The organism is Priestia sp. MDV22-iso46, from assembly GCF_058629175.1.
This window is the reverse complement of sequence record NZ_JBZVWT010000001.1, coordinates 493359-512017: the sequence shown is the minus strand read 5'-3', so window position 1 is coordinate 512017 and position 18659 is coordinate 493359. Positions and strand designations below refer to the sequence as shown.

Below are 18659 nucleotides of genomic sequence, written 5' to 3'. Positions count from 1 at the left end.
ACCCAATCTCTTTGTAGAGGTTAGGTTTTATTAGTTTCTATGTTATTTAACAACAACGTTCCCCACATATTGCGCGTAGCCTCTATCAGTTTGAAGTTCTAGCACATAAACATAATTCCCTTTTTTCTTTGGGAACGTAAAAGTTCTATCTTGTTCGTTTATTCTAATATCTTGCTTCGTATTACTAGTGCTTATTGTATAAGAACTAATGTCATTAACAAGAAAATCTTCGCTATCAAACCTTAAATTTCCTGGTGTTTCAGGGGCTACAGCTAGCTGTTGCTGCTTTTTAGCTCTATTTATACTATTCCTTGTATTTGTTTCCTTTCTGTACTGTTTTCCTTCTTCGCCGCGCCAATCGACATTAGTTTCTTTCAGTTCAACATCCACAACATCATTGGCCGATAATGTAACCGTAGGGGGAGAGAAGTCATATTCCTCGCCTATACACCCTGATAATCCAACGATAATAAACGTAAACAGAGATAATTTTATAAACACTTTCATATATAATGTCCCCCTTAGTTGCGACTAGTAAAAAATAAAAAATTGCTGCTTAATTTCTTGGAACGGGGGAGAGGTAGTAATAAATATCATATTCTTTATCAATATGAGGGACTACTTCAGTATCGGTACGGGTTTCAATTGTCATATTTGATTTTATTGGGGTACCGGCATAAAAATCGTACTTTACACCTTTTGGAGTCGTTATTTCACTAGTGATATCTGTATTTCCCTTTGATTGTTTGATAATAGCTGGATTCCCATTAAAATACCAACGGATTTTTTGATCCTTTTGAGTTAATGTAGCTGTCCCAACACCTATATTCGATTTTTCTTTAATTGTGTAAATAACAATCTTTTCATTGTCTACATATTTACTTTCACCGATAATATCTTGTATTCCAGTAGACTCTTTCTTTGCATTTTCAAAAGCTTCATCTTCACTCAAATAGAATTCTCCGTCTTTTTTACCGTTTATTTTCGTTTCTGAACAAGCCGTTAATATACTTGCTGATAGTAGAGATGCGAGTAATACAGAATATAATTTTTTCATACAGGCCCCCATTTTATTAACTTCTTTAAGTTTTATCTTAATATAAACAGTTAAAATAATCCATTTATGTGATATAGTTGTTCAGTATGTAAAAGTTAAACAACAAAGAAATGGAGTTTCACAATGAAGAATTCAAGGAAGATAGCAGCAGGAGCAGCTGTTCTAACTGTGGCTTTTAGTTTAATGGGATGTACCTCAAAAGAATCAATTAACAAAACCACAAAACAAGAAGAAGCTCAAAAAGAAATAAAAATAGAGTTAACGTTTCTCCAAAATGAATGTGATCGTCTTATTAATAAAGATGTGGACATAGAAAAAACGTTTCAAAGTTATAAAAATGATTTTAATTTGTTATCTACGTCCGTTAACAGTACTGCAAAGGTTAATAAAATGAATAATGACGAGTTAGAAATAAGTATCAATAACCTTGGAAAAGATGTTGATAAACTAAATGGAGAAGAGGCTTTAAAAGCTTATACGAAATACACTTCCCCTAAAACAATATATAAAGTGACAATGATGAAAAATATGCATTCGGTTATAGAGGCCACTAGAGGTTGGGATGACGGCAAGGATCTAGGTATATCATTCTTCTACGACCACCTCCATTCTTCTCAAGAAGATATTAATAGAGATATAAAACCTACAGTTAATGACATAACAAACGGACCAGTATACAAACTGCATATAATAAAAGATGAATTACAAAAGCATCGAGATGCTTTTAGTAAGGAACAGCTTGAAGAGTTAGAAACAGCAATGAAAGGTTTTGATTATTCTTTGGATACTCAATTAAAAACCATCAGATCATATAAAAACATTGTTAACAATCCGTACACAAGTAATAATTATGGCTATGAAGAAGAAGAGAAATATAACGGAGCCCGCATGTACCTTACTGATTTTGAATCGAATTTAGGTGTAGCTAAGCCTGAGTACTAAAAACGTCTGAAATGGAGGCCAACTATGAAAAAACATAAAAAAATGTTAATTGCATTTAAGGATCCTGAATTAAACTGCTTTGCTAATAAAGGAGATTGGCTCTATATAGCAAGAAAAAAAGACACAAAGAAGGGACTTTTTAGATTACCTAGATACATACATTTTTTCGCGTCTATAAATGGGGAACGAATGCCTTCCGAATTTGGAGTAGTAAAGAATATAGATACTCCTATAACAGCAATGGAACTTGCTGAGCTAGATTATAAAAGCAGAAATAAAGACATTCAACTTTTAACAGATGAAACAGTGAAGGAATATGAATGGTTTTTAGAAAAAGTTAACGTTCATCCTGAACATACACCGATGGCAGTAACGTGGTTTGAAAAAATACTTCCTAAAAAAGAGAGGTCCCTGAGGTTACATAAGAAGTTTTTCACGGGGTTTTCTGAGGAAGAGAAAAAAGAATTATTTGAGAGCTAATAAAACAGGTGACTTACTCAGGTCACCTGTTTTGTTTAGAGTGCACCAACACCTGACAATACTTAAATAAGAGTGAAACAAAAAGTGACGTTATAAATCGTCCGTCAGGAGCTTGGGTTGATAAATTCGAGAAAGATTTATATGAAGGTTATCACGTTACACCGAGCCGCTATAAAAGCATTGGAAACGAATACGGGAGACAACGCTTACGTAACTGTAAATCAAAATACAGGTGATTTTCACGGATAATGAATAAGCATAGCAAAAACAATAGAATCGAAGTTTGATATGTTGAGCAAGTAAATTAATGTCTTTTAAGTCTTTCGATGTTGTAACTGGGCCCATTCAAGAAATAAAAAAGCTGAGATCTAGTGTAGATAGGAGCTCAGCTTTTTTAGTATATACTAATATTTATATCTTCTTTCGTCTGACCAAAATGAAATGTCCTGCAATCGCTAAAGCAAGAGCTAATGCAATATTCTTTACAGCTAATAGGATAATCCTTGGATACAACTGCATATCTATAGAAAATGACATTACGTTATATACCGGAATGTCCCTAGTAGTCCAATACTTGGCCGCTATATATGTTAATAAAATAAATAGCGGAATAGCAATGTTTCGTGATAATACCATAAGGAAAAATCCTAAGTAACAGTACAACACAGTTTGAGGAACATAAATAATAGTTAAATTAAATAATGATATGTAAGGATAAGGGTACCTTAATGTAATAGAAATTAGTAATACAAAAAATGCCGCTAGAAAAATAAGAAAGAAAGATGTCACTCTAATAAGGCCGTAAGACAAAATAGGTGTCGAGAAGTTAGGTGTTAACTCAGCTGTTTTATCTTTATCAACAGAGTGATCTAAAAATAAGTATACGGACCACCAAGCGGCTATAGGACATACAACAAATTCTATTATTCTTGATATATATTGAAGGCTTTCTAGATCAGGGGAAAAGCACGTATAAAGTATTGCAATTAAAATAATTAAAAAAGGTACATAGAAGTCTATACCCATTGATTTAGCTTCGGACGAGATGTTTATTTTTTTCACGAAGGCCATTAGCATTTTCCTTTCTCTTAATTATAAGAGCGTAGTTACACAAATAACCAAGTGTAACTGGTAGAGTTCTTACGCATCAAATTAAGAAGTTACTAGTGTATAATTAAAACATATTTAGAAAAACAAGTAAAATAAAAATGTGATAATTTGTTAATGTAAAAATTGAAGAAGATTACGCGCTTAGTAAACCTTCTGTAGCTCCAAAAACGTATCCTTCCTATAAAGTTTTTGGAGTTTGGGGAGATTAATAAAAAGTGCTTGTGTATTTAAATATCCAAGCACTTTTTTGTATGAATTATTTTAACTAGAAAGATTAATTAGGTGGCAGATACCTGAAATTCACAAAAAAGTGTAATTATTATAAAATTTAGTTAGGTGTACGTTAAAAAGAAGTGAGTTTTTTAGGGGGGGATAGTATGAGTTTAAAAGAGAGAGCAACTAAAGAGTTCAAAGAAAAGATAGATAGCGACGAAGAAATTAGAGAATCTATTTTAACTTACTATGAATGTGAAAGGGGATTTTCGGGACTTGTAGGTGTACCAAATGGAAATTCTGTACCTATTCGAGGTGTTTTAGCTTATACAGAAAAAAGCCTACTTTTTTACGGAGAAGTTTTCTCTAAGCTGCCTATTGTATTCCATATCCCATTTAATAAAATTAGAGAAATAAAAACAGGAAAGCAAATCCTTACAATTTTCAAATCAACTCTTACGATGGTTGTTGTTCATAGTGAGCAAGAAGTTTTCTCTACACGGGGAAACAAGGAAGACTTTTCTAGGTTAAAGTCGTTTTTTGAAAATGTGAATGAAGAAGTATTTCTTGCTAAATAGGTAGTATCGAGATAAGCCTAGATTTAAAAATTAGGCTTATCTTGGTATGGCGTTCGCTAATAACATACTTTTAAGAAAGAATTTGGTTGTGTATATAGAAAATACGTTAGACGTTATATGGGACGCTGTTTCAGTTCAGAGAGGTGGTAATTATGCGTAAAAGAGATAAAGGATTTTGGATAGCTTACCTTGTATTTGCAATTATTATGCTATTAATCTATAAATATATACCAGCTGAAAACGGGTTTCTCGTTATTGTTTTGTTTCCTTTAATTTATTGGTTTATCTACGAATTTATATTAAGACCTAAGAAAAGAAGAAGCAATGATTAATTTAAAGAGAACATGGTTAAGAAGGAGCGATTTACTTGTTTTGGAATTATCTTAACATGTCAACAGGACTTGTAATAGCTTTAGCAAACGTTTTTAATTCTGCATTCCAAGGAAGTATGCGCTGGGTTATAGTCGGGTGTGGTTTGTTGATTTTCATATACAATTTAATAGTAACTTTTAATCAAAAACAAAATGAAGCGTCTAATCAAAATACTGTAGGAATTGTATCTAGAAAAGGGCGTTAATTGTTTTAGGGAGTTTAAAGTACTCAAATTTACTTTTTTTATAAGTGACGTAACGAAGATTCTGGAGTGAAAATTTTATAAGAAAGAGGGAACTAATGGACGTTCAAAAGGTAGCAAACTTATTTTTGATTTTTATCTTAATTGCAGCAGGCATTTCATTGATAATTGGCTTTGTTGTTGCTGTGAGAAGTACAAACTATAAGAAGGGATATATAAGTACTTTTATATCCAGTGTTTTCTTTTTAATACTTATTGTGAGCTGGTATGATAAAGCATCTTCAAACGTTTTTATGGGGACAATACCTTGGATTTTAAATGTTATTGCCGTCATTATTGTATTACCACTGTACGTGTTAGTTGCTCGCTTTATATTTAAAAAAGTTACAAAAGGACAAAAAGGAACAAAGGAAAAGATTATTGGTTAAATTACTTTCTTTCATCGTTTTTTCTAATCTTCATGATTTTAAATAAATGAAGATACACAAAATCTTTTTTTATCAATATCCTGTTAGAGAAAGTGATTGATATCATTTTCTGTAAAGGAGAGAACGTCTATGATTAAAGTTAACCAACAAATTGTGAAAATAAGTGATCTAAATAATAGTTCGTTAACAAAAGAAAAAGCAGACATTTTAAAACAGATGGATGCCTATAGGGAAGTGTATGAGTATGCTACATTTGACCAGCTTGATTTTGATGTATCTGTTAAATTACAAATTATTGAATCGTCTGTGTTGCTGCGCAAAAGCGGTGCCAGGTTTGCTACATTTGCACGTTCTAGGTGTAACGAAAAGTATTGGAAAAGAACCGATAACGGAGGATTTCAGCTACTGCCTACCGTTTCTCCTCATCAGGCCATCGATGATATTTTTTACAACGGACACGAATATGCGTTTGAGTGCGCGACGGCTGTTATCATCATCTTTTACAAAGCTGTATTAAATAATATTGGAAAAGCAAACTTTAACAGGCTTTTTGCTGATCTTTACTTACACGATTGGCAATATGATGAAGATCTTGAGCTCCATGGTTATAAAGGATCTGACTACTTGCCCGGAGACTGTGCGTATTTTAAAAATCCTGATTATAACCCTGATACTCCCCAGTGGAAAGGTGAAAACACAATTGTATTAGATGAAACTCTATATTTTGGTCATGGAATTGGAATTACGACCCGGGAAAGAATTATTGAAGTGTTAAATTTAAAGAGAAAAGACGACGCAAAGCAATCAGCTTACCTGTCAGATGAAATTGTCAGGCTTCACACCGCTCACCTCAGTTATTTTGCAGTTAGATACGAACCCGTTGTTTGGTACGACAGAAACAGCGCTATTATTTCCACTATTGGGTCGATTACGTATGTAGCTTGATTGATCAAAGGTTTGATACTTTGGTCTTTTTTTGTAAAAAGGAAAGAATTACATGAAGGTAAATTTGAGAATTCAAAAGGATTTTATGTATAAAAGAAGAATCCATTTAATACACAGGTCTTAAAACTAAAAGGAAAGGAGGAGATTCCCATTAAAAATCGTGATAAAAGACGCAAGAGAAAACGCGGCGCATTAAAAGATTATCTAAAAAATAAGCTAGGTCAGCTAAAACCGAAGCCAAACAAAGGACCTGTCTCAAATTTGAAGTCTTCTGCTTAAAACATCCCCCTAGTTTTTATATAGGGGGATGTTTCTTTTGAGTTTTCTTTTATTTTCAGGTTTAAATGTTATGAGTGGCATTTAAGGGATAATTTGTGCACAATAGACATTGAATAGTTTATCTAATACGACAACGTAAGGAGAGATTAGACGATGGAAAACATGATTTTAAAACATATGGACGTTGTAAGAGGAATTACGATTAGTATCCTCGAAAAAACAATAGAAGAGGCAGCGGACATCACACCAAAAGGATTCAATAACAATATCCGCTGGAATCTTGGACACATTGCCTTTATTCAAGAAAAACTTGTGTTTGGCTTAGCTGGTGAAGCGATGCAAACGCCCGAGAGTTATGAAAGCTTTTTCGGCGCAGGAACAAAACCTGCCGATTGGACGGAGGCTGCTCCTTCTCTTGAAGAAATTGCGAATGTGTTGAAAGATCAAGCACATCGTATTAAAGAGTTCATGCCTCAGCAGTTTGACAAACAGTTGATCACACCTTTTACAAACAAAGCGGGCATCAACTTTACAACAGTTGGTGAAACGTTTTTATTCAGCTTTTATCACGAAGCGATGCATGTAGAAACGATTAAGCAAATTGGGAAAGCTGCAGCTGCACAATAAGGAAATAAAAAAGAATAAATCACATATTCTTTATAACTATTTTACATAGCGCCTATGCATATACTGATCTATACAGCGCATAAGATGTAACATGAGCTGCTTTTCCTAATGCAGTTCGCAAGGAGGTGACAACGTGAAATTTCTTTCAGGTTTAACGACTCTTCTTGTGATTTTAGGCGGTTTAAATTGGTTAGCTGTAGCATTAGGCGTGAATGTAGTAGAAGAGCTATTTGGCTCTTGGGATTGGTTAGTAACAACGATTTATTGGTTAGTTGGCCTGTCTGCTCTTTATCAAATTTTTGATAAGTTCTTCGGAACGGGAGCGAGTGTCAAAAGCAAAGCGCTATAATAAATATTATTTTTTATTATCTCTTTAGGGAGTTTGAATGTATATTCAAACTCCCTTTTTCATGGATAAAAGACGTGACATCCTTACAAAATACGGTAAAATAAGGTAATAACTAAAAAATAGGAGGAATGAGATGGAGCTTTGGGGTGTAGTACCTATCTTAGTGTTTGGAGTTCTTTATATAGGAATCATTGCTGGTATTATAGCTGTTATCGTTATAGTTTTAAAGCGAATGAAAGAGAGAAATCAATATTTACGTGACATACGGGATGAACTGAGAAATCAAAACAGAGCAACTATAGCAGAAAATAAAGAATAGAAGAGGGTTTAATAGATGAAGAAAAGTGTACTTCCTATATTTTTTATCGTAAATCTTTTTTTTATTTACTGTTTATTATTTAATCAAGGATACATCTTTCAGCTAAAGAATCTACCTTACATATGGGCTATTTATTTACTTCTTGGCACCTGTTTAGCTTTTTATTATATGCTGCGATACAAACAAAAAAAAGACGGACAGGTGTTGCTTTCAATCGGCATTTTAACTACAAGCATTAGTTCACTTGGCTGTTTAGGTTTCTTTTACTTCTTTTATCACGCGATGGGCGGATAAGAGAGAGCACCACAAGCAGGGACTTCAGTGAAAGTCTCTGCTTTTTATATGTGGATCTATTGTATAATAGAAAAAAAGAAATGAATGCAGGAGGGGAACTATGCGAATTGTTTCGCTTTGTCCAAGCAATACAGAACTAATAGCGTATTTAAAATGTGAGCATTTGCTCGTAGCAATAGATGATTATTCCGATTGGCCGCAGTCTATTCAAGGTCTGCCGCGTTTAGGTCCCGATTTATCTATTAATATGGACGCGGTGGAAGAAGCTAAACCCGATTTAGTCCTAGCATCACTAAGCGTTCCTGGAATGGAGCGAAATATTGAAGAACTAAAAAAACGAAAGCTTCCTTATGTCGTATATAATCCTAATTCGCTAGAAGATATCCGTCAAAATCTACAGGATTTAGGTCAGCGATTAAACATTGAAACAAAAGCAGCTGAACTGTTAAAGCGTTATGATCAGTTTCTTTCTACATATAAAGGGATTGCAAATCAAATTGATGAAAAAGCCACTGTATACTGGGAATGGTGGCCAAAACCTGTCTTTACTCCTGGCAAAGCAAACTGGCTGACTGAAATTAGTGAGTTAGCGGGAGGAGAAAATATATTTGCTGATCATAAAGAAGCAAATGTACAGAGTGATTGGGAAGAAGTGCTCAAACGAAATCCACTTCATGTGTGTTTGGCTTGGGTGGGCGTACAGACAAACAAAGTGAATCCAACGATTTTACACAAGAGACCGAACTGGTCTGACATGTCTGCCATCAAAGAACATCGCGTATATGTACTAGAAGAATGGCTGTATTGTCGTCCTTCACCTAGGTTGCTGTTAGGGTTAAAAAAACTCGCGCCGCTTCTTCATCCAGATACGTTTCCTGCATTTGACGGTAAGGACCCCTTATTATAAGAAAAAGGAGCGATACATATGAAAGATATAAAACAAATAAAACATACCCTTCAACACCGCTATCCTTTTTTACTTGTTGATCGCATCTTAGAGCAAGAAGAAGGAAAGCTTGCGGTAGGAATCAAACAAGTAACAGCAAATGAACCTTTTTTCAAAGGCCACTTTCCCGACTATATGGTAATGCCAGGGGTACTTATTGTAGAAGCTCTTGCTCAGCTCGGTGGATTTGCCATGGCTGCGGATGACCAACAAAAAGGAAGACTTGCTTTTTTAGCAGGAATAGACGAATGTCGTTTTAAGCGTCAAGTAAGGCCAGGAGATACACTGCGTTTAGAATTTGAGGTTCTCAAGCAGCGCGGAAAGATTGTAAGAGGAAAAGGAAAAGCATTTGTAGACAGCGAGTTAGCTTGTGAAGCGGTCATTACCTTTGCTCTTGATATATAAAAGCAAGTGTATTGAAGGAAACCGCTTTATGGCATAAGGGCTTTTTTTGTAAATACCTTAGTCAAACTTCCTTTTGATGAAAGAAGAAACGGGGTATAGAAGAAAAAAGGGAGAGGGGAGAATGCGGTGAGAACATTAACGGAAGTTGTTGTATTACTCACACTATTGGGTACGTATATAGGCATCTCACTACTTGTCTACAAACGGAAAAGAACGAATCCGTTTTTCTACAGTATTTACTTTTATTTAGCTACCAGTGTCATTTTGATTTGCTTGGTTATCTTTTGGATTCAGCTTCGTTTTGGACTCACTGATAAGCAAGTAGGAGGATTGCTTATCAGTGTGGTTGCATTCTTTTTACTTATTTATGGGTTGTTAAAAACAAAACAAAAAGACAGGTAGCCGATGCTATCTGCTTTTATTTATATTCATGTTATATATTTTTATCAATTGTAGTGTCAATTGAATGGATCTCTTCATATACTAAAGATAACAGCTTTCTTTTGCAGGTTAGTTGACATCGTAGCTTACAACTCGCTATTCTTTTGATAATTCATTTTGTGAAAGGAAGTGGACGTATGGATGCATCCCGTATTATAGCTAAGTTAGAAAATCGGATACCGACAATTCTTGGGATGGAGCAGTTTTCTCGCTTCGGTATTCTTGTTCCGCTTATTGAAAAACAAGGGGAACTACATGTTTTATTTGAGGTAAGAGCGCTCGATTTACGAAGACAGCCCGGAGAAATTTGTTTTCCAGGAGGGCGTGTCGAGAAGACGGATGCAGACGAAAAAGAAACGGCTATCCGTGAAACATCCGAGGAGTTAGGGATTACGCCTGAATCTATTCAGCAAGTACAAGCTTTAGATTATATTGTTTCTCAATTCGGAACAATCATTTATCCTTATGTAGGTTTTATTGATGAGTCGCTTGAACTTCGACCGAATCCTTCGGAAGTAGCAGAAGTATTTACCGTGCCTCTTTCTTTTTTCCAACGTACCGAACCTGATATACACAATATCCATTTCAGGGTAGAACCCGAACATAATTTTCCTTATGACGCGATTATCGGTGGTGAAAATTATAATTGGCAAACAAGAGAGATGGAAGAACATTTTTATTACTATGAAGATCGAGTCATATGGGGACTGACAGCAAAAGTGATTTATCATTTAGTACATGTATTAAATGATAAATAAAAAGCAGCGAATACGTATTCGCTGCTTTTTTTATATTAAATAGATTGAATAGCCTCTGCGATAGGCGTATCGCCTGAAACTAAATCAAAAGAACGTCCGAATGTATGATCTTCACTCAACGTTTCCACTACCACACGCGCTACATCTTCGCGAGGAATGGATCCGCGCTCTTTGTTCTCCCCAGCATCTACACGTCCTGTTCCTGGTTCGTTTAACAATCCGCCTGGTCGAACAATTGTATATGTTAATCCGCTTGCTTCTAAGATTTTATCCGCGTAATGTTTGGCTACATAGTAAGGAATTAGTGAAGTATTCCAGTTTTCACGGTGATGTGCTTGAAGTGCGCTTACCATCACAAATCGTTTAATACCTAAATCTTCTGCAGCTTCCATCGCTTTTACCGCACCGTCTAAATCAATTAAAAGTGTCTTATCATGGCCTGTATTTCCGCCTGATCCTGCGCTAAAGATAACGGCGTCACAGCCTTTCATCACTTCCTTAATTTCATGTACAGTGCCTTCTAAGCTTGCAAAAGCCGTTTCGATACCTCTTGCCTCAAGTTCTTTTGCTTGTTCTTCTTTACGAACCATCGCACGTACAGTGTGCACATCACTTTCATTCAAAATGTTTACAATATGTTTGCCTACTTGACCATTCGCACCAATTACAAGAACTTTCATGTCTAAATTTGCTCCTTTCAAATCCAAATGCTTATATATTATTGTTTCATATTCACCGTTTTCATTCAATAAATGAGCTCAAAATCCGGTGAATAAGGGGAAAGTAAGAAAATATATTAAAAAAATGAAAAACAAGAAATAAAAACTAATTTACAAACAAAAAAAGGAAAAAAATAGTTCGTTAAACCCAGTGTCTGAACTATTTAAATTTTGTAAAATTATCTCAAACCCTTGGTAATACAACACTTCTTAAAAACAGTATCTCTTTTAACATTTCCCGATACAACCTATATAAACACATTTTGATAATTTTAAACTTTTACTTCGGAAAAATTTTTTGTTATTATGTTTTAGTCATTAAAATATTCATAAACGAAATATTTAGTCCGAGCGGACAAAGGAGAGGATAAAATGAACACATTACAATACTTAGTCGCAGAACGTGCAGAGATTTCTCCTCAACATGAAGCACTAGTTGAACATAATGAACGTTATACATTTAATGAATTTCATGAAAAAGTAAATCAATTGTCTCATTACTTCTTAGAGAAAGGAATTCAAAAAGGAGACCGTATTGGTGTTTTAGCTCATACAAGCATTGCTTACCCAGTCGTTACAATGGGGATTTTACAAGTGGGAGCAGTCGTTGTTCCATTAAGTAAGAGCATGACACCTTATGAGCTTGATAGCATTATTACGAGCGGACAGTTAAAAGCGATTATCCACCACAATGAATTTACGTCTGTATTAGAAAAAGCGGAACAAACGGATGGACTTAGTTTTACGTTAAAAATTGAGGATGCAAAAGAATTTACAACTCAATTCTCAGCGTATAACACAAACACGCCAGAAGCACTTCCTGAAGTACTTCCTGAAGATCTAGCATTGATGATGTTTACATCAGGTACAACAGGTAAGTCAAAAGGATGTATGATTGCACACGGATCGGTAAGTGCCTTTTTAAATTCTGGCGGACAGGAAGAACGTGCAAATATTGATAAAAGCATGCGCTATTTGTTTGTTCATCCATTCTTCCACATGAGTTCGATGAGCATTTTATTTATGTGCATTAACACAGGAAACACAATGGTATGTTCTGAAGAAACAGATCCAGCTAAAGTAATTGAAGTAATTGAAAAAGAAAACATTAAAATGCTGTTTGCACTACCACCTGCATTAAAATACATTGTAGAAGAGCTTGAAAAAGGAGATCACTATGATTTCCCTCTAAAACTTGCTGTGTCAGGCGGAACAAAAGTATCAGAGTCTTTAATTGAACAATATGATCGTAACGGAATGATTTTAGCTCAAGGGTACGGAAGCACAGAAGCTTGGATTATCAGTTCATGGCATCCTCAAATGGGATGGAAGAAAGTAAGCTCTGCTGGAAAACCTGCTCCACATGTGGAAGTTAAAATTGTAGACCCCGAAACACGTCAAGAAGTTCCAACTGGAGAAAAAGGTGAAGTACTTGTACGAAGCCCTTATCTATTTAAAGGCTACTGGCAAAACGAAGAAGCAACAAACGCTGTCTTACAAGATGGCTGGCTAGCGATGGGCGATGCAGGTCGATTAGATGAAGACGGATTTCTTTACATTGAAGGACGCTATAAAGATGTAATTGTATATGGAGGAGACAACATCTACCCAGATCAAGTAGAAGAAGTTGTCCTAGCAGCAGATGGTGTGTTAGAAGCGACAGTTGTCGGCATGCCTGATGATGTGTACGGCGAAGTTCCATATGCATTTGTTGTTAAACAAGAAGCATCTGCTTTAACTGAAGAAGATGTAGTGAACTTCTGTAAAGAACGATTAGCACCATATAAAGTGCCAACTGTTGTATTTGTTTCATCACTTCCTAAAAACAGCGTAGGAAAAGTGTTGAAAAACGAAGTGAAAAAACAAGCCTTAGCACACGCATAATAAAAAAGCGGCCTTTATAGCCGCTTTTTTTATATTTATTGCTGTAATTTTTGAGATATTTTTTTCATAATGTGAAAGTATTGATCTCTTTCTTCTTCTGATAAGTGTGAAAGTAAATCTGACCAAAAATCGACACGAGTAGCTTGCAATATTTCGACAACTTTTTCGCCTTTTTCCGTCAACTCTACCCACACACTTCGGCGGTTTTGCTTTTTATAAATACGATTCACAAGCTCATCATCTTCTAATTGATTTAATACAATGGTGATAGCACCAGGTGAGAGTCCAAGTACTTTTGTGATATCGCTAACAATACAGCTTTTTTTATCGTGAATGGTCTTTAAGATTGCTTCTTTTGTTGAAGTTAAATGGTAGGGAAGCAAATCATATTTCTCACCGATTACGGTGTTTTTATATTTTAAAAGAGCTTCTTTTACATGATCTATACTTTCTAGCTGATGACTAATCTCTTCTTTGCTATAACGTTCAGTCAAGCGTAAATCCTCCTCATAAAACAAATTCCATTTTTACCATTATACCATGTATAATGCCCATAGAAAAATGAACAACACCGCGAAAATTGTCAGAAAAATTTTAAAATAATTACCATAATTCGTTAAAAAATCCTTGTTTTCGTGCTATTATATATAAGAATAGTAATAACAGGAAACGCATACAACATTTGTTTTCTATTGAGTTCATAAGAAAAAATGGGGTCTATGAACATCATTCCGCTTTACCTCATGTGTTGAACAAAGAAAAAAATATAAAAAATGGTGATTATTCACTTTGGCAGATCGTCTTTTATAGGATGTTTGTATAAAATGAATGTATACATATTTTTATAGAAAAAACATATTGAGGTAAAGCCGAGATATGGGGGGATTCAATTACATGAAGAAAGTCTTAGGAGCGCTTTTGCTTGGCGCTACAATTGTGAGTGCGTTTATTGCGTACAGCATGTATACAAACCATTCTGCAAAGCAAACAGCTGCGATAGAACAAAAACAAGCAGCGAAAAAAGCAGAAAAAAAGACTGAGAAAAAGAAAAAACCAGTCCTTAAAATCGAAGACCTAACGTATCAACTGAAAGATTCCCGCACAGGAAAAGTAATGAAAGAATTCAAGCCGGTTCATTACAAGGATAAAGACGTATACGACCAAGAAATTAAGCAATTAGCGTCTGAGCTGGCAAAAGGGATCGACACGCCTATGCAAAACATAAAAATGGATGCAAATGGATCGTTAACCGGCGGGTCCAAACAAATCATTTTAAAAGAAGCAGAGCTTGTTAAAAATCTGCAGAACTTAAATACGAAACAATTGGATGTAAAGGTTCCGATTTACGAAACCGCTCCAAATGTAACGGCAGCATCTGCTCAAGGGATCGCTGATGTATCGCTAGCTTCGTATTCTACACGTTTTCGTCCAAGTGATACAAGCCGAAACAGAAATGTTCAGCTATCCGCAGAAGCGATTAATAACGTTGTATTAGGTCCTGGAGATTCATTTTCTTATAATCAAACAGTTGGGGAGCGCACAGCAGAAAGAGGCTATCAGCCTGCTCCTGAAATTATCAACAAACAGCTGGTGATGGGAATTGGCGGAGGGATCTGCCAAACATCTTCTACGCTATTCAATGCTATTGACGGCGCTGGTCTTCAAGTGACAGCTAGGTCTCACCATTCAAAACATGTAGGTTATGTACCTGCAGGAAGAGATGCAACCGTATCGTGGGGAGGACCTGATTTTAAGTTCACAAACAACAAAGATTACCCTGTTATCATTAAAGCGTACGCAAACGTAAATACCGGTGTTTTAACGGTAGATGTCCGTACTTCACAGCATGCTATCTAATAAAAAAAGACGTATCCTAACAGATACGTCTTTTTTTCATTTATTATGCTTTTTGTTGCTCGCGTTCACGAAGTTCCACACGTCGAATTTTACCTGAATTAGTTTTTGGCAATTCATCAATAAATTCAATTACGCGAGGATACTTGTAAGGTGCAGTTAAAGTCTTTACGTGATTTTGCAGCTCTTTAATAAACCCTGCATCTGTTGTTTTTACATGATCGACAAGAACAACATACGCTTTTACAACATGGCCGCGATCAGCATCTGGGCTAGCTATAACGGCACATTCTTTCACCGCTGGATGCTTAATTAATGCATCTTCAACTTCAAATGGCCCAATTGTATAGCCGGAACTGATAATGATATCATCTCCGCGTCCTTGGAACCAGTAATAGTTATCTTCATCTTTAGAAGCGCGGTCACCTGTTAAATAGTAGTTTCCTTTATACGTTTTCTCAGTGCGCTTCATGTCTTTATAGTAGTGCTTGAAAAGAGAAGGGAGGTCTCTACGAACGGCAATATCTCCAACTTCTCCAGGCTTACAAGGTTCGCCGTCTTCATTAATGATTTCTACAAATCCTTCAAGCATCGGTTTACCCATTGAACCAATCTTTGTTTTTACACCTTTTAATGTACCGATTAAAAGAGTATTCTCTGTTTGACCGTATCCATCACGTACTTGGATATTAAAATATTTTTTAAACACATTAATCACTTCTTCATTTAGCGGTTCTCCCGCAGATACAGCGCTATGAAGGTGAGATAGGTCAAAACGTTCAAGCTCATCAATTTTAGCCATAAAACGGTACTCTGTTGGCGTGCAGCACAGTACGTTTACTTTTTCATCCTGTAAAATTTCTAAAAACTTTTTAGGTTCAAAACGTCCGTTATAGATAATGCCTGTTGCACCTTGTCCAAGTACAGATAAAAACGGAGTCCAAATCCATTTCTGCCAACCAGGACCTGCTGTTGCCCATACCGTATCTCCTTTTTTAATATCTAACCATTCAGCAGCTGCGATACGAAGGTGAGCATAAGCCCATCCATGAGTATGAACAACGCCTTTTGGCTGTCCTGTTGTACCAGATGTATAAGGAAGGAATGCCGTATCATCCTTAGTTGTTTTAGCTGCTTGGAACTGTTCTGATGCATCCGCCGTAACTGACTCTAAGCGCGTCCATGACGTAACATCAGCACCAAACGTAATTTTATGTTGTAGAGAAGTAGGGAAGTTTTCAATCTTATCGATCTCATTGCAGAAAGGATGGTAAGAAATAATCGCTTTTGCTTCAGCGTGATGTAAACGATATTGGATATCTTTTGCGCGTAATAGTTCTGAAGAAGGAATTACAATAATACCTGCTTTTAAGCATGCTAAGTAAATAGCGTACGATTCAATAAGGCGAGGCGCAATAACTAAAACGTGATCGCCTTTTGTTAAACCTAGCTCTGTTAACCCGTTTGCCACTTTATTGGCTTTTGCTAACAGCTGGTTATATGTAATTTCTTCACGTGCACCGTCAGCGTCCTGCCACTTTAACGCAAGCTGATCGGATGCATGTTTTTCAATTTCCTCTGTTAAGTTGTAATGTTCACTTGGAACTAAATCTTTTAGTTGAATCATAAAAACGACTCCTTATATTATAGATATCAATGATTTTTATCATTACTATTATTATATTACTAACTATTAGTACTTGCTACTAATTTGTTTTGGGTTTTAGTAAAAAAGCAAAAAAAGACCCGCTTATCTTATTAAGACAGCGGGTATAACGTATATTATTTAAATAAGCTCCATTTTGTATGAATAGGTACTAGCTCTTCTTCAGACTCGTCCTCTTCGTATAAACCACGTTCTTTTAAATACTCCACAAAATATAAGTCTGCTTCCTTACGTTCATCATAAGGCTTGATCGATAAAACAAACCCTACTTTATGCTGATCTTCATTTTCAACGCCTGAGAGATACGCTTTTACATTATGCTGCAAGAACAGCTCTTTAGCAGGAATAATTAAGTCTTTAACGAACTTTGACAGCAATTCCAGCTCAAAGTCAAAGGTGAACTTAGCAATTTTTTCTAGATCTGCAAATACCACGCCGATAAAACTCGTATTATGTATTTCGTAGTCTTTCGTTTTTTCATCCCACTCAATATGTCCGATTTCCTTTAAGTAATTAATAAAATACCCAATGCCTTCATTGCGGCCAAAAGGTTGTTTAGAAAGGACTAAACCAATCTTCTTGTACTTAGGAAGATACACGCATGAGATAGCGGCTTCAACTTTATGCTGTTGAAATAAGTGCGTTGCCCCTTGAAGCAAGGCATCTAAGACATGATGGGTAATTTTCATTTGCTTACGAGGAAAGTGATATTCATTGCGTGCTAATTCATCTGTATCAGCAAACGTTGATCCAATAAAGCCTGTATTGGATAGGGTAGGAGGGAGCTTCTTTCTTTTTCTTTTTCGTACCGTCATTCAAACACACTCCTTGTAATCATCAATACGATAAAAATAAAACGAACATACGTTCTTATCTAATGATACAAAAAATGTGTCGAAAAGTAAAGAGAAGTTAACGGAGAATTTGAAATTTTATAATAAAAGTAACTAAGGTTTCTAAAACGTAGCGGTTAGTAGAAGTTAAAGAGGAGAGGGAGAGCAAAAAATAAAAGGCTGCAGATGAAAAGCATCCACAGCCTTTTATATATTCATTAACGAGCTTCTGTTAAAGCTACCATATCTTCATCATCTAAATCGATATCTACGTGACAATCCATTGTATGAATTGTTTTATCTTCATGATTTCCATAATAAATTGTAATGTTCATAAGTATCGCTCCTTTAAAACTGGATAATGACATCCAATTTATACCGTCATCTATTTGTTTAATATTATACCCGATGAAAAAGGAAACTACAACTAAAATCACTAAAAAGCTGATAAGAAAGGGGTTTTCAATGATTTTAACAAGGAATCAGATAGAATAAAAATACTAATTACTGTATTTTATTACAGAAAATACGAGGTTTTGACTTTTGTAAATGAATAAAAATCCATAAAATGCAAACATATGTACTAAATGAAAAATATACGTTCTGTAGCAAATAAATCCTTAAAATATTAAACGTAAACAGATTTTATCAATTTGCAAAGAGTTCATTGAGAATACGATGAGAAAAAATAAATGAGCATAAAATCTAAATCCTACAAGTAAACTCATTTATTTTTCAAAATCTATAAATATAAGTCGAACTGATCAAACTTAAAAACAATCTGTTGAAATCAATATGCATTCTATAAAATCATACCCACATTTGTTCAATTAGAACAAATCTTGCTAATAATTAGTTTAGTGAGTTAAATTAAATAAACACAAACCCTATCTCATTTTTAAATTCTGTCTCACTATCATAAGTATACTTTTGCAATGAGACAGAATTTACGTTTTAT

25 protein-coding genes are annotated in these 18659 nt (G+C 35.2%); 18 read left to right on the top strand and 7 right to left on the bottom strand.

Annotation, left to right across the window (positions count from 1 at the left end; translation table 11 throughout):
* Window positions 1-42 precede the first annotated feature (42 nt).
* The gene (locus tag AC4NPH_RS02710; RefSeq protein ID WP_013057139.1) at window positions 43-507 is read right to left on the bottom strand and encodes a hypothetical protein; all 465 of its coding nucleotides are present in this window, start codon (window positions 505-507) and stop codon (window positions 43-45) included.
* Between the two features lie 49 nt (window positions 508-556).
* Window positions 557-1057, bottom strand: coding sequence for a hypothetical protein (locus AC4NPH_RS02705; protein WP_098196510.1), 501 nt, complete (start codon window positions 1055-1057; stop codon window positions 557-559).
* A gap of 123 nt (window positions 1058-1180) precedes the next feature.
* Here AC4NPH_RS02705 and AC4NPH_RS02700 point away from each other — a divergent pair, with 123 nt between their 5' ends.
* The 3 genes from AC4NPH_RS02700 to AC4NPH_RS02690 all read left to right on the top strand — a co-directional run bounded on the left by AC4NPH_RS02700 (window position 1181) and on the right by AC4NPH_RS02690 (window position 2728).
* A complete protein-coding gene (locus tag AC4NPH_RS02700) occupies window positions 1181-1999 on the top strand; it encodes a hypothetical protein (RefSeq protein ID WP_098196511.1) in 819 nt (272 codons plus the stop codon).
* 24 nt (window positions 2000-2023) lie between these two features.
* A complete protein-coding gene (locus AC4NPH_RS02695) occupies window positions 2024-2479 on the top strand; it encodes a hypothetical protein (RefSeq protein ID WP_029321889.1) in 456 nt (151 codons plus the stop codon).
* A gap of 117 nt (window positions 2480-2596) precedes the next feature.
* Window positions 2597-2728 (top strand): hypothetical protein, encoded by a 132-nt coding sequence (locus AC4NPH_RS02690; RefSeq protein WP_255286319.1) that lies wholly within the window; start codon window positions 2597-2599, stop codon window positions 2726-2728.
* A 162-nt stretch (window positions 2729-2890) separates the two neighbouring features.
* Here the strand turns inward: AC4NPH_RS02690 and AC4NPH_RS02685 are convergent, their stop codons facing one another.
* Window positions 2891-3550: a hypothetical protein gene (locus tag AC4NPH_RS02685; protein ID WP_240530764.1), complete on the bottom strand. Its 660-nt coding sequence runs from the start codon at window positions 3548-3550 to the stop codon at window positions 2891-2893.
* A 416-nt stretch (window positions 3551-3966) separates the two neighbouring features.
* Here AC4NPH_RS02685 and AC4NPH_RS02680 point away from each other — a divergent pair, with 416 nt between their 5' ends.
* From AC4NPH_RS02680 to AC4NPH_RS02620, 13 genes are all read left to right on the top strand, one after another.
* Window positions 3967-4380, top strand: coding sequence for a hypothetical protein (locus AC4NPH_RS02680; RefSeq protein ID WP_057273213.1), 414 nt, complete (start codon window positions 3967-3969; stop codon window positions 4378-4380).
* 152 nt (window positions 4381-4532) lie between these two features.
* Window positions 4533-4712 carry a hypothetical protein gene (locus AC4NPH_RS02675; RefSeq protein WP_029321895.1) on the top strand — a complete coding sequence of 60 codons (180 nt, stop codon included), beginning with the start codon at window positions 4533-4535 and terminating at the stop codon, window positions 4710-4712.
* A 35-nt stretch (window positions 4713-4747) separates the two neighbouring features.
* Entirely contained in the window at window positions 4748-4957 is a 210-nt protein-coding gene (locus tag AC4NPH_RS02670; RefSeq protein ID WP_057273214.1) for a hypothetical protein, read from the top strand.
* A gap of 95 nt (window positions 4958-5052) precedes the next feature.
* A complete protein-coding gene (locus AC4NPH_RS02665; RefSeq protein WP_013057143.1) occupies window positions 5053-5382 on the top strand; it encodes a hypothetical protein in 330 nt (109 codons plus the stop codon).
* Window positions 5383-5511: 129 nt separating this feature from the next.
* Window positions 5512-6327, top strand: coding sequence for a protein-glutamine gamma-glutamyltransferase (locus AC4NPH_RS02660; RefSeq protein ID WP_013057144.1), 816 nt, complete (start codon window positions 5512-5514; stop codon window positions 6325-6327).
* Window positions 6328-6759: 432 nt separating this feature from the next.
* Window positions 6760-7233: a DinB family protein gene (locus AC4NPH_RS02655; RefSeq protein ID WP_057273215.1), complete on the top strand. Its 474-nt coding sequence runs from the start codon at window positions 6760-6762 to the stop codon at window positions 7231-7233.
* Window positions 7234-7366: 133 nt separating this feature from the next.
* A complete protein-coding gene (locus tag AC4NPH_RS02650; RefSeq protein ID WP_013057146.1) occupies window positions 7367-7582 on the top strand; it encodes a DUF378 domain-containing protein in 216 nt (71 codons plus the stop codon).
* Window positions 7583-7715: 133 nt separating this feature from the next.
* Entirely contained in the window at window positions 7716-7901 is a 186-nt protein-coding gene (locus tag AC4NPH_RS02645; RefSeq protein WP_013057147.1) for a hypothetical protein, read from the top strand.
* Window positions 7902-7916: 15 nt separating this feature from the next.
* The gene (locus AC4NPH_RS02640) at window positions 7917-8195 is read left to right on the top strand and encodes a hypothetical protein (RefSeq protein ID WP_013083263.1); all 279 of its coding nucleotides are present in this window, start codon (window positions 7917-7919) and stop codon (window positions 8193-8195) included.
* A 100-nt stretch (window positions 8196-8295) separates the two neighbouring features.
* Complete coding sequence (locus AC4NPH_RS02635) at window positions 8296-9102, top strand: cobalamin-binding protein (RefSeq protein ID WP_013057149.1); 807 nt, start codon at window positions 8296-8298, stop codon at window positions 9100-9102.
* 18 nt (window positions 9103-9120) lie between these two features.
* On the top strand, window positions 9121-9546 hold the full coding sequence (gene fabZ / locus AC4NPH_RS02630) for a 3-hydroxyacyl-ACP dehydratase FabZ (protein WP_013057150.1): 426 nt from the start codon (window positions 9121-9123) through the stop codon (window positions 9544-9546).
* 126 nt (window positions 9547-9672) lie between these two features.
* Window positions 9673-9948 carry a hypothetical protein gene (locus AC4NPH_RS02625; protein ID WP_013057151.1) on the top strand — a complete coding sequence of 92 codons (276 nt, stop codon included), beginning with the start codon at window positions 9673-9675 and terminating at the stop codon, window positions 9946-9948.
* A gap of 176 nt (window positions 9949-10124) precedes the next feature.
* Window positions 10125-10745: an NUDIX hydrolase gene (locus AC4NPH_RS02620; protein ID WP_013057152.1), complete on the top strand. Its 621-nt coding sequence runs from the start codon at window positions 10125-10127 to the stop codon at window positions 10743-10745.
* A gap of 35 nt (window positions 10746-10780) precedes the next feature.
* Here the strand turns inward: AC4NPH_RS02620 and AC4NPH_RS02615 are convergent, their stop codons facing one another.
* Window positions 10781-11425 carry an SDR family oxidoreductase gene (locus AC4NPH_RS02615; protein ID WP_013057153.1) on the bottom strand — a complete coding sequence of 215 codons (645 nt, stop codon included), beginning with the start codon at window positions 11423-11425 and terminating at the stop codon, window positions 10781-10783.
* A gap of 411 nt (window positions 11426-11836) precedes the next feature.
* On the opposite strand from AC4NPH_RS02615, the gene AC4NPH_RS02610 reads away from it, so the two are divergent.
* Window positions 11837-13348, top strand: a complete 1512-nt coding sequence (locus AC4NPH_RS02610; RefSeq protein WP_029321906.1) for a class I adenylate-forming enzyme family protein — start codon at window positions 11837-11839, stop codon at window positions 13346-13348.
* A 35-nt stretch (window positions 13349-13383) separates the two neighbouring features.
* On the opposite strand, the gene AC4NPH_RS02605 is transcribed toward AC4NPH_RS02610, so the two are convergent.
* Complete coding sequence (locus AC4NPH_RS02605) at window positions 13384-13842, bottom strand: MarR family winged helix-turn-helix transcriptional regulator (RefSeq protein ID WP_013057155.1); 459 nt, start codon at window positions 13840-13842, stop codon at window positions 13384-13386.
* A 400-nt stretch (window positions 13843-14242) separates the two neighbouring features.
* On the opposite strand from AC4NPH_RS02605, the gene AC4NPH_RS02600 reads away from it, so the two are divergent.
* A complete protein-coding gene (locus AC4NPH_RS02600; protein WP_013057156.1) occupies window positions 14243-15205 on the top strand; it encodes a VanW family protein in 963 nt (320 codons plus the stop codon).
* Window positions 15206-15248: 43 nt separating this feature from the next.
* On the opposite strand, the gene mbcS is transcribed toward AC4NPH_RS02600, so the two are convergent.
* Window positions 15249-16829: an acyl-CoA synthetase MbcS gene (gene mbcS / locus AC4NPH_RS02595; protein WP_098196515.1), complete on the bottom strand. Its 1581-nt coding sequence runs from the start codon at window positions 16827-16829 to the stop codon at window positions 15249-15251.
* A gap of 155 nt (window positions 16830-16984) precedes the next feature.
* Window positions 16985-17683: a hypothetical protein gene (locus AC4NPH_RS02590; RefSeq protein WP_013057158.1), complete on the bottom strand. Its 699-nt coding sequence runs from the start codon at window positions 17681-17683 to the stop codon at window positions 16985-16987.
* Window positions 17684-18659: the final 976 nt, after the last annotated feature.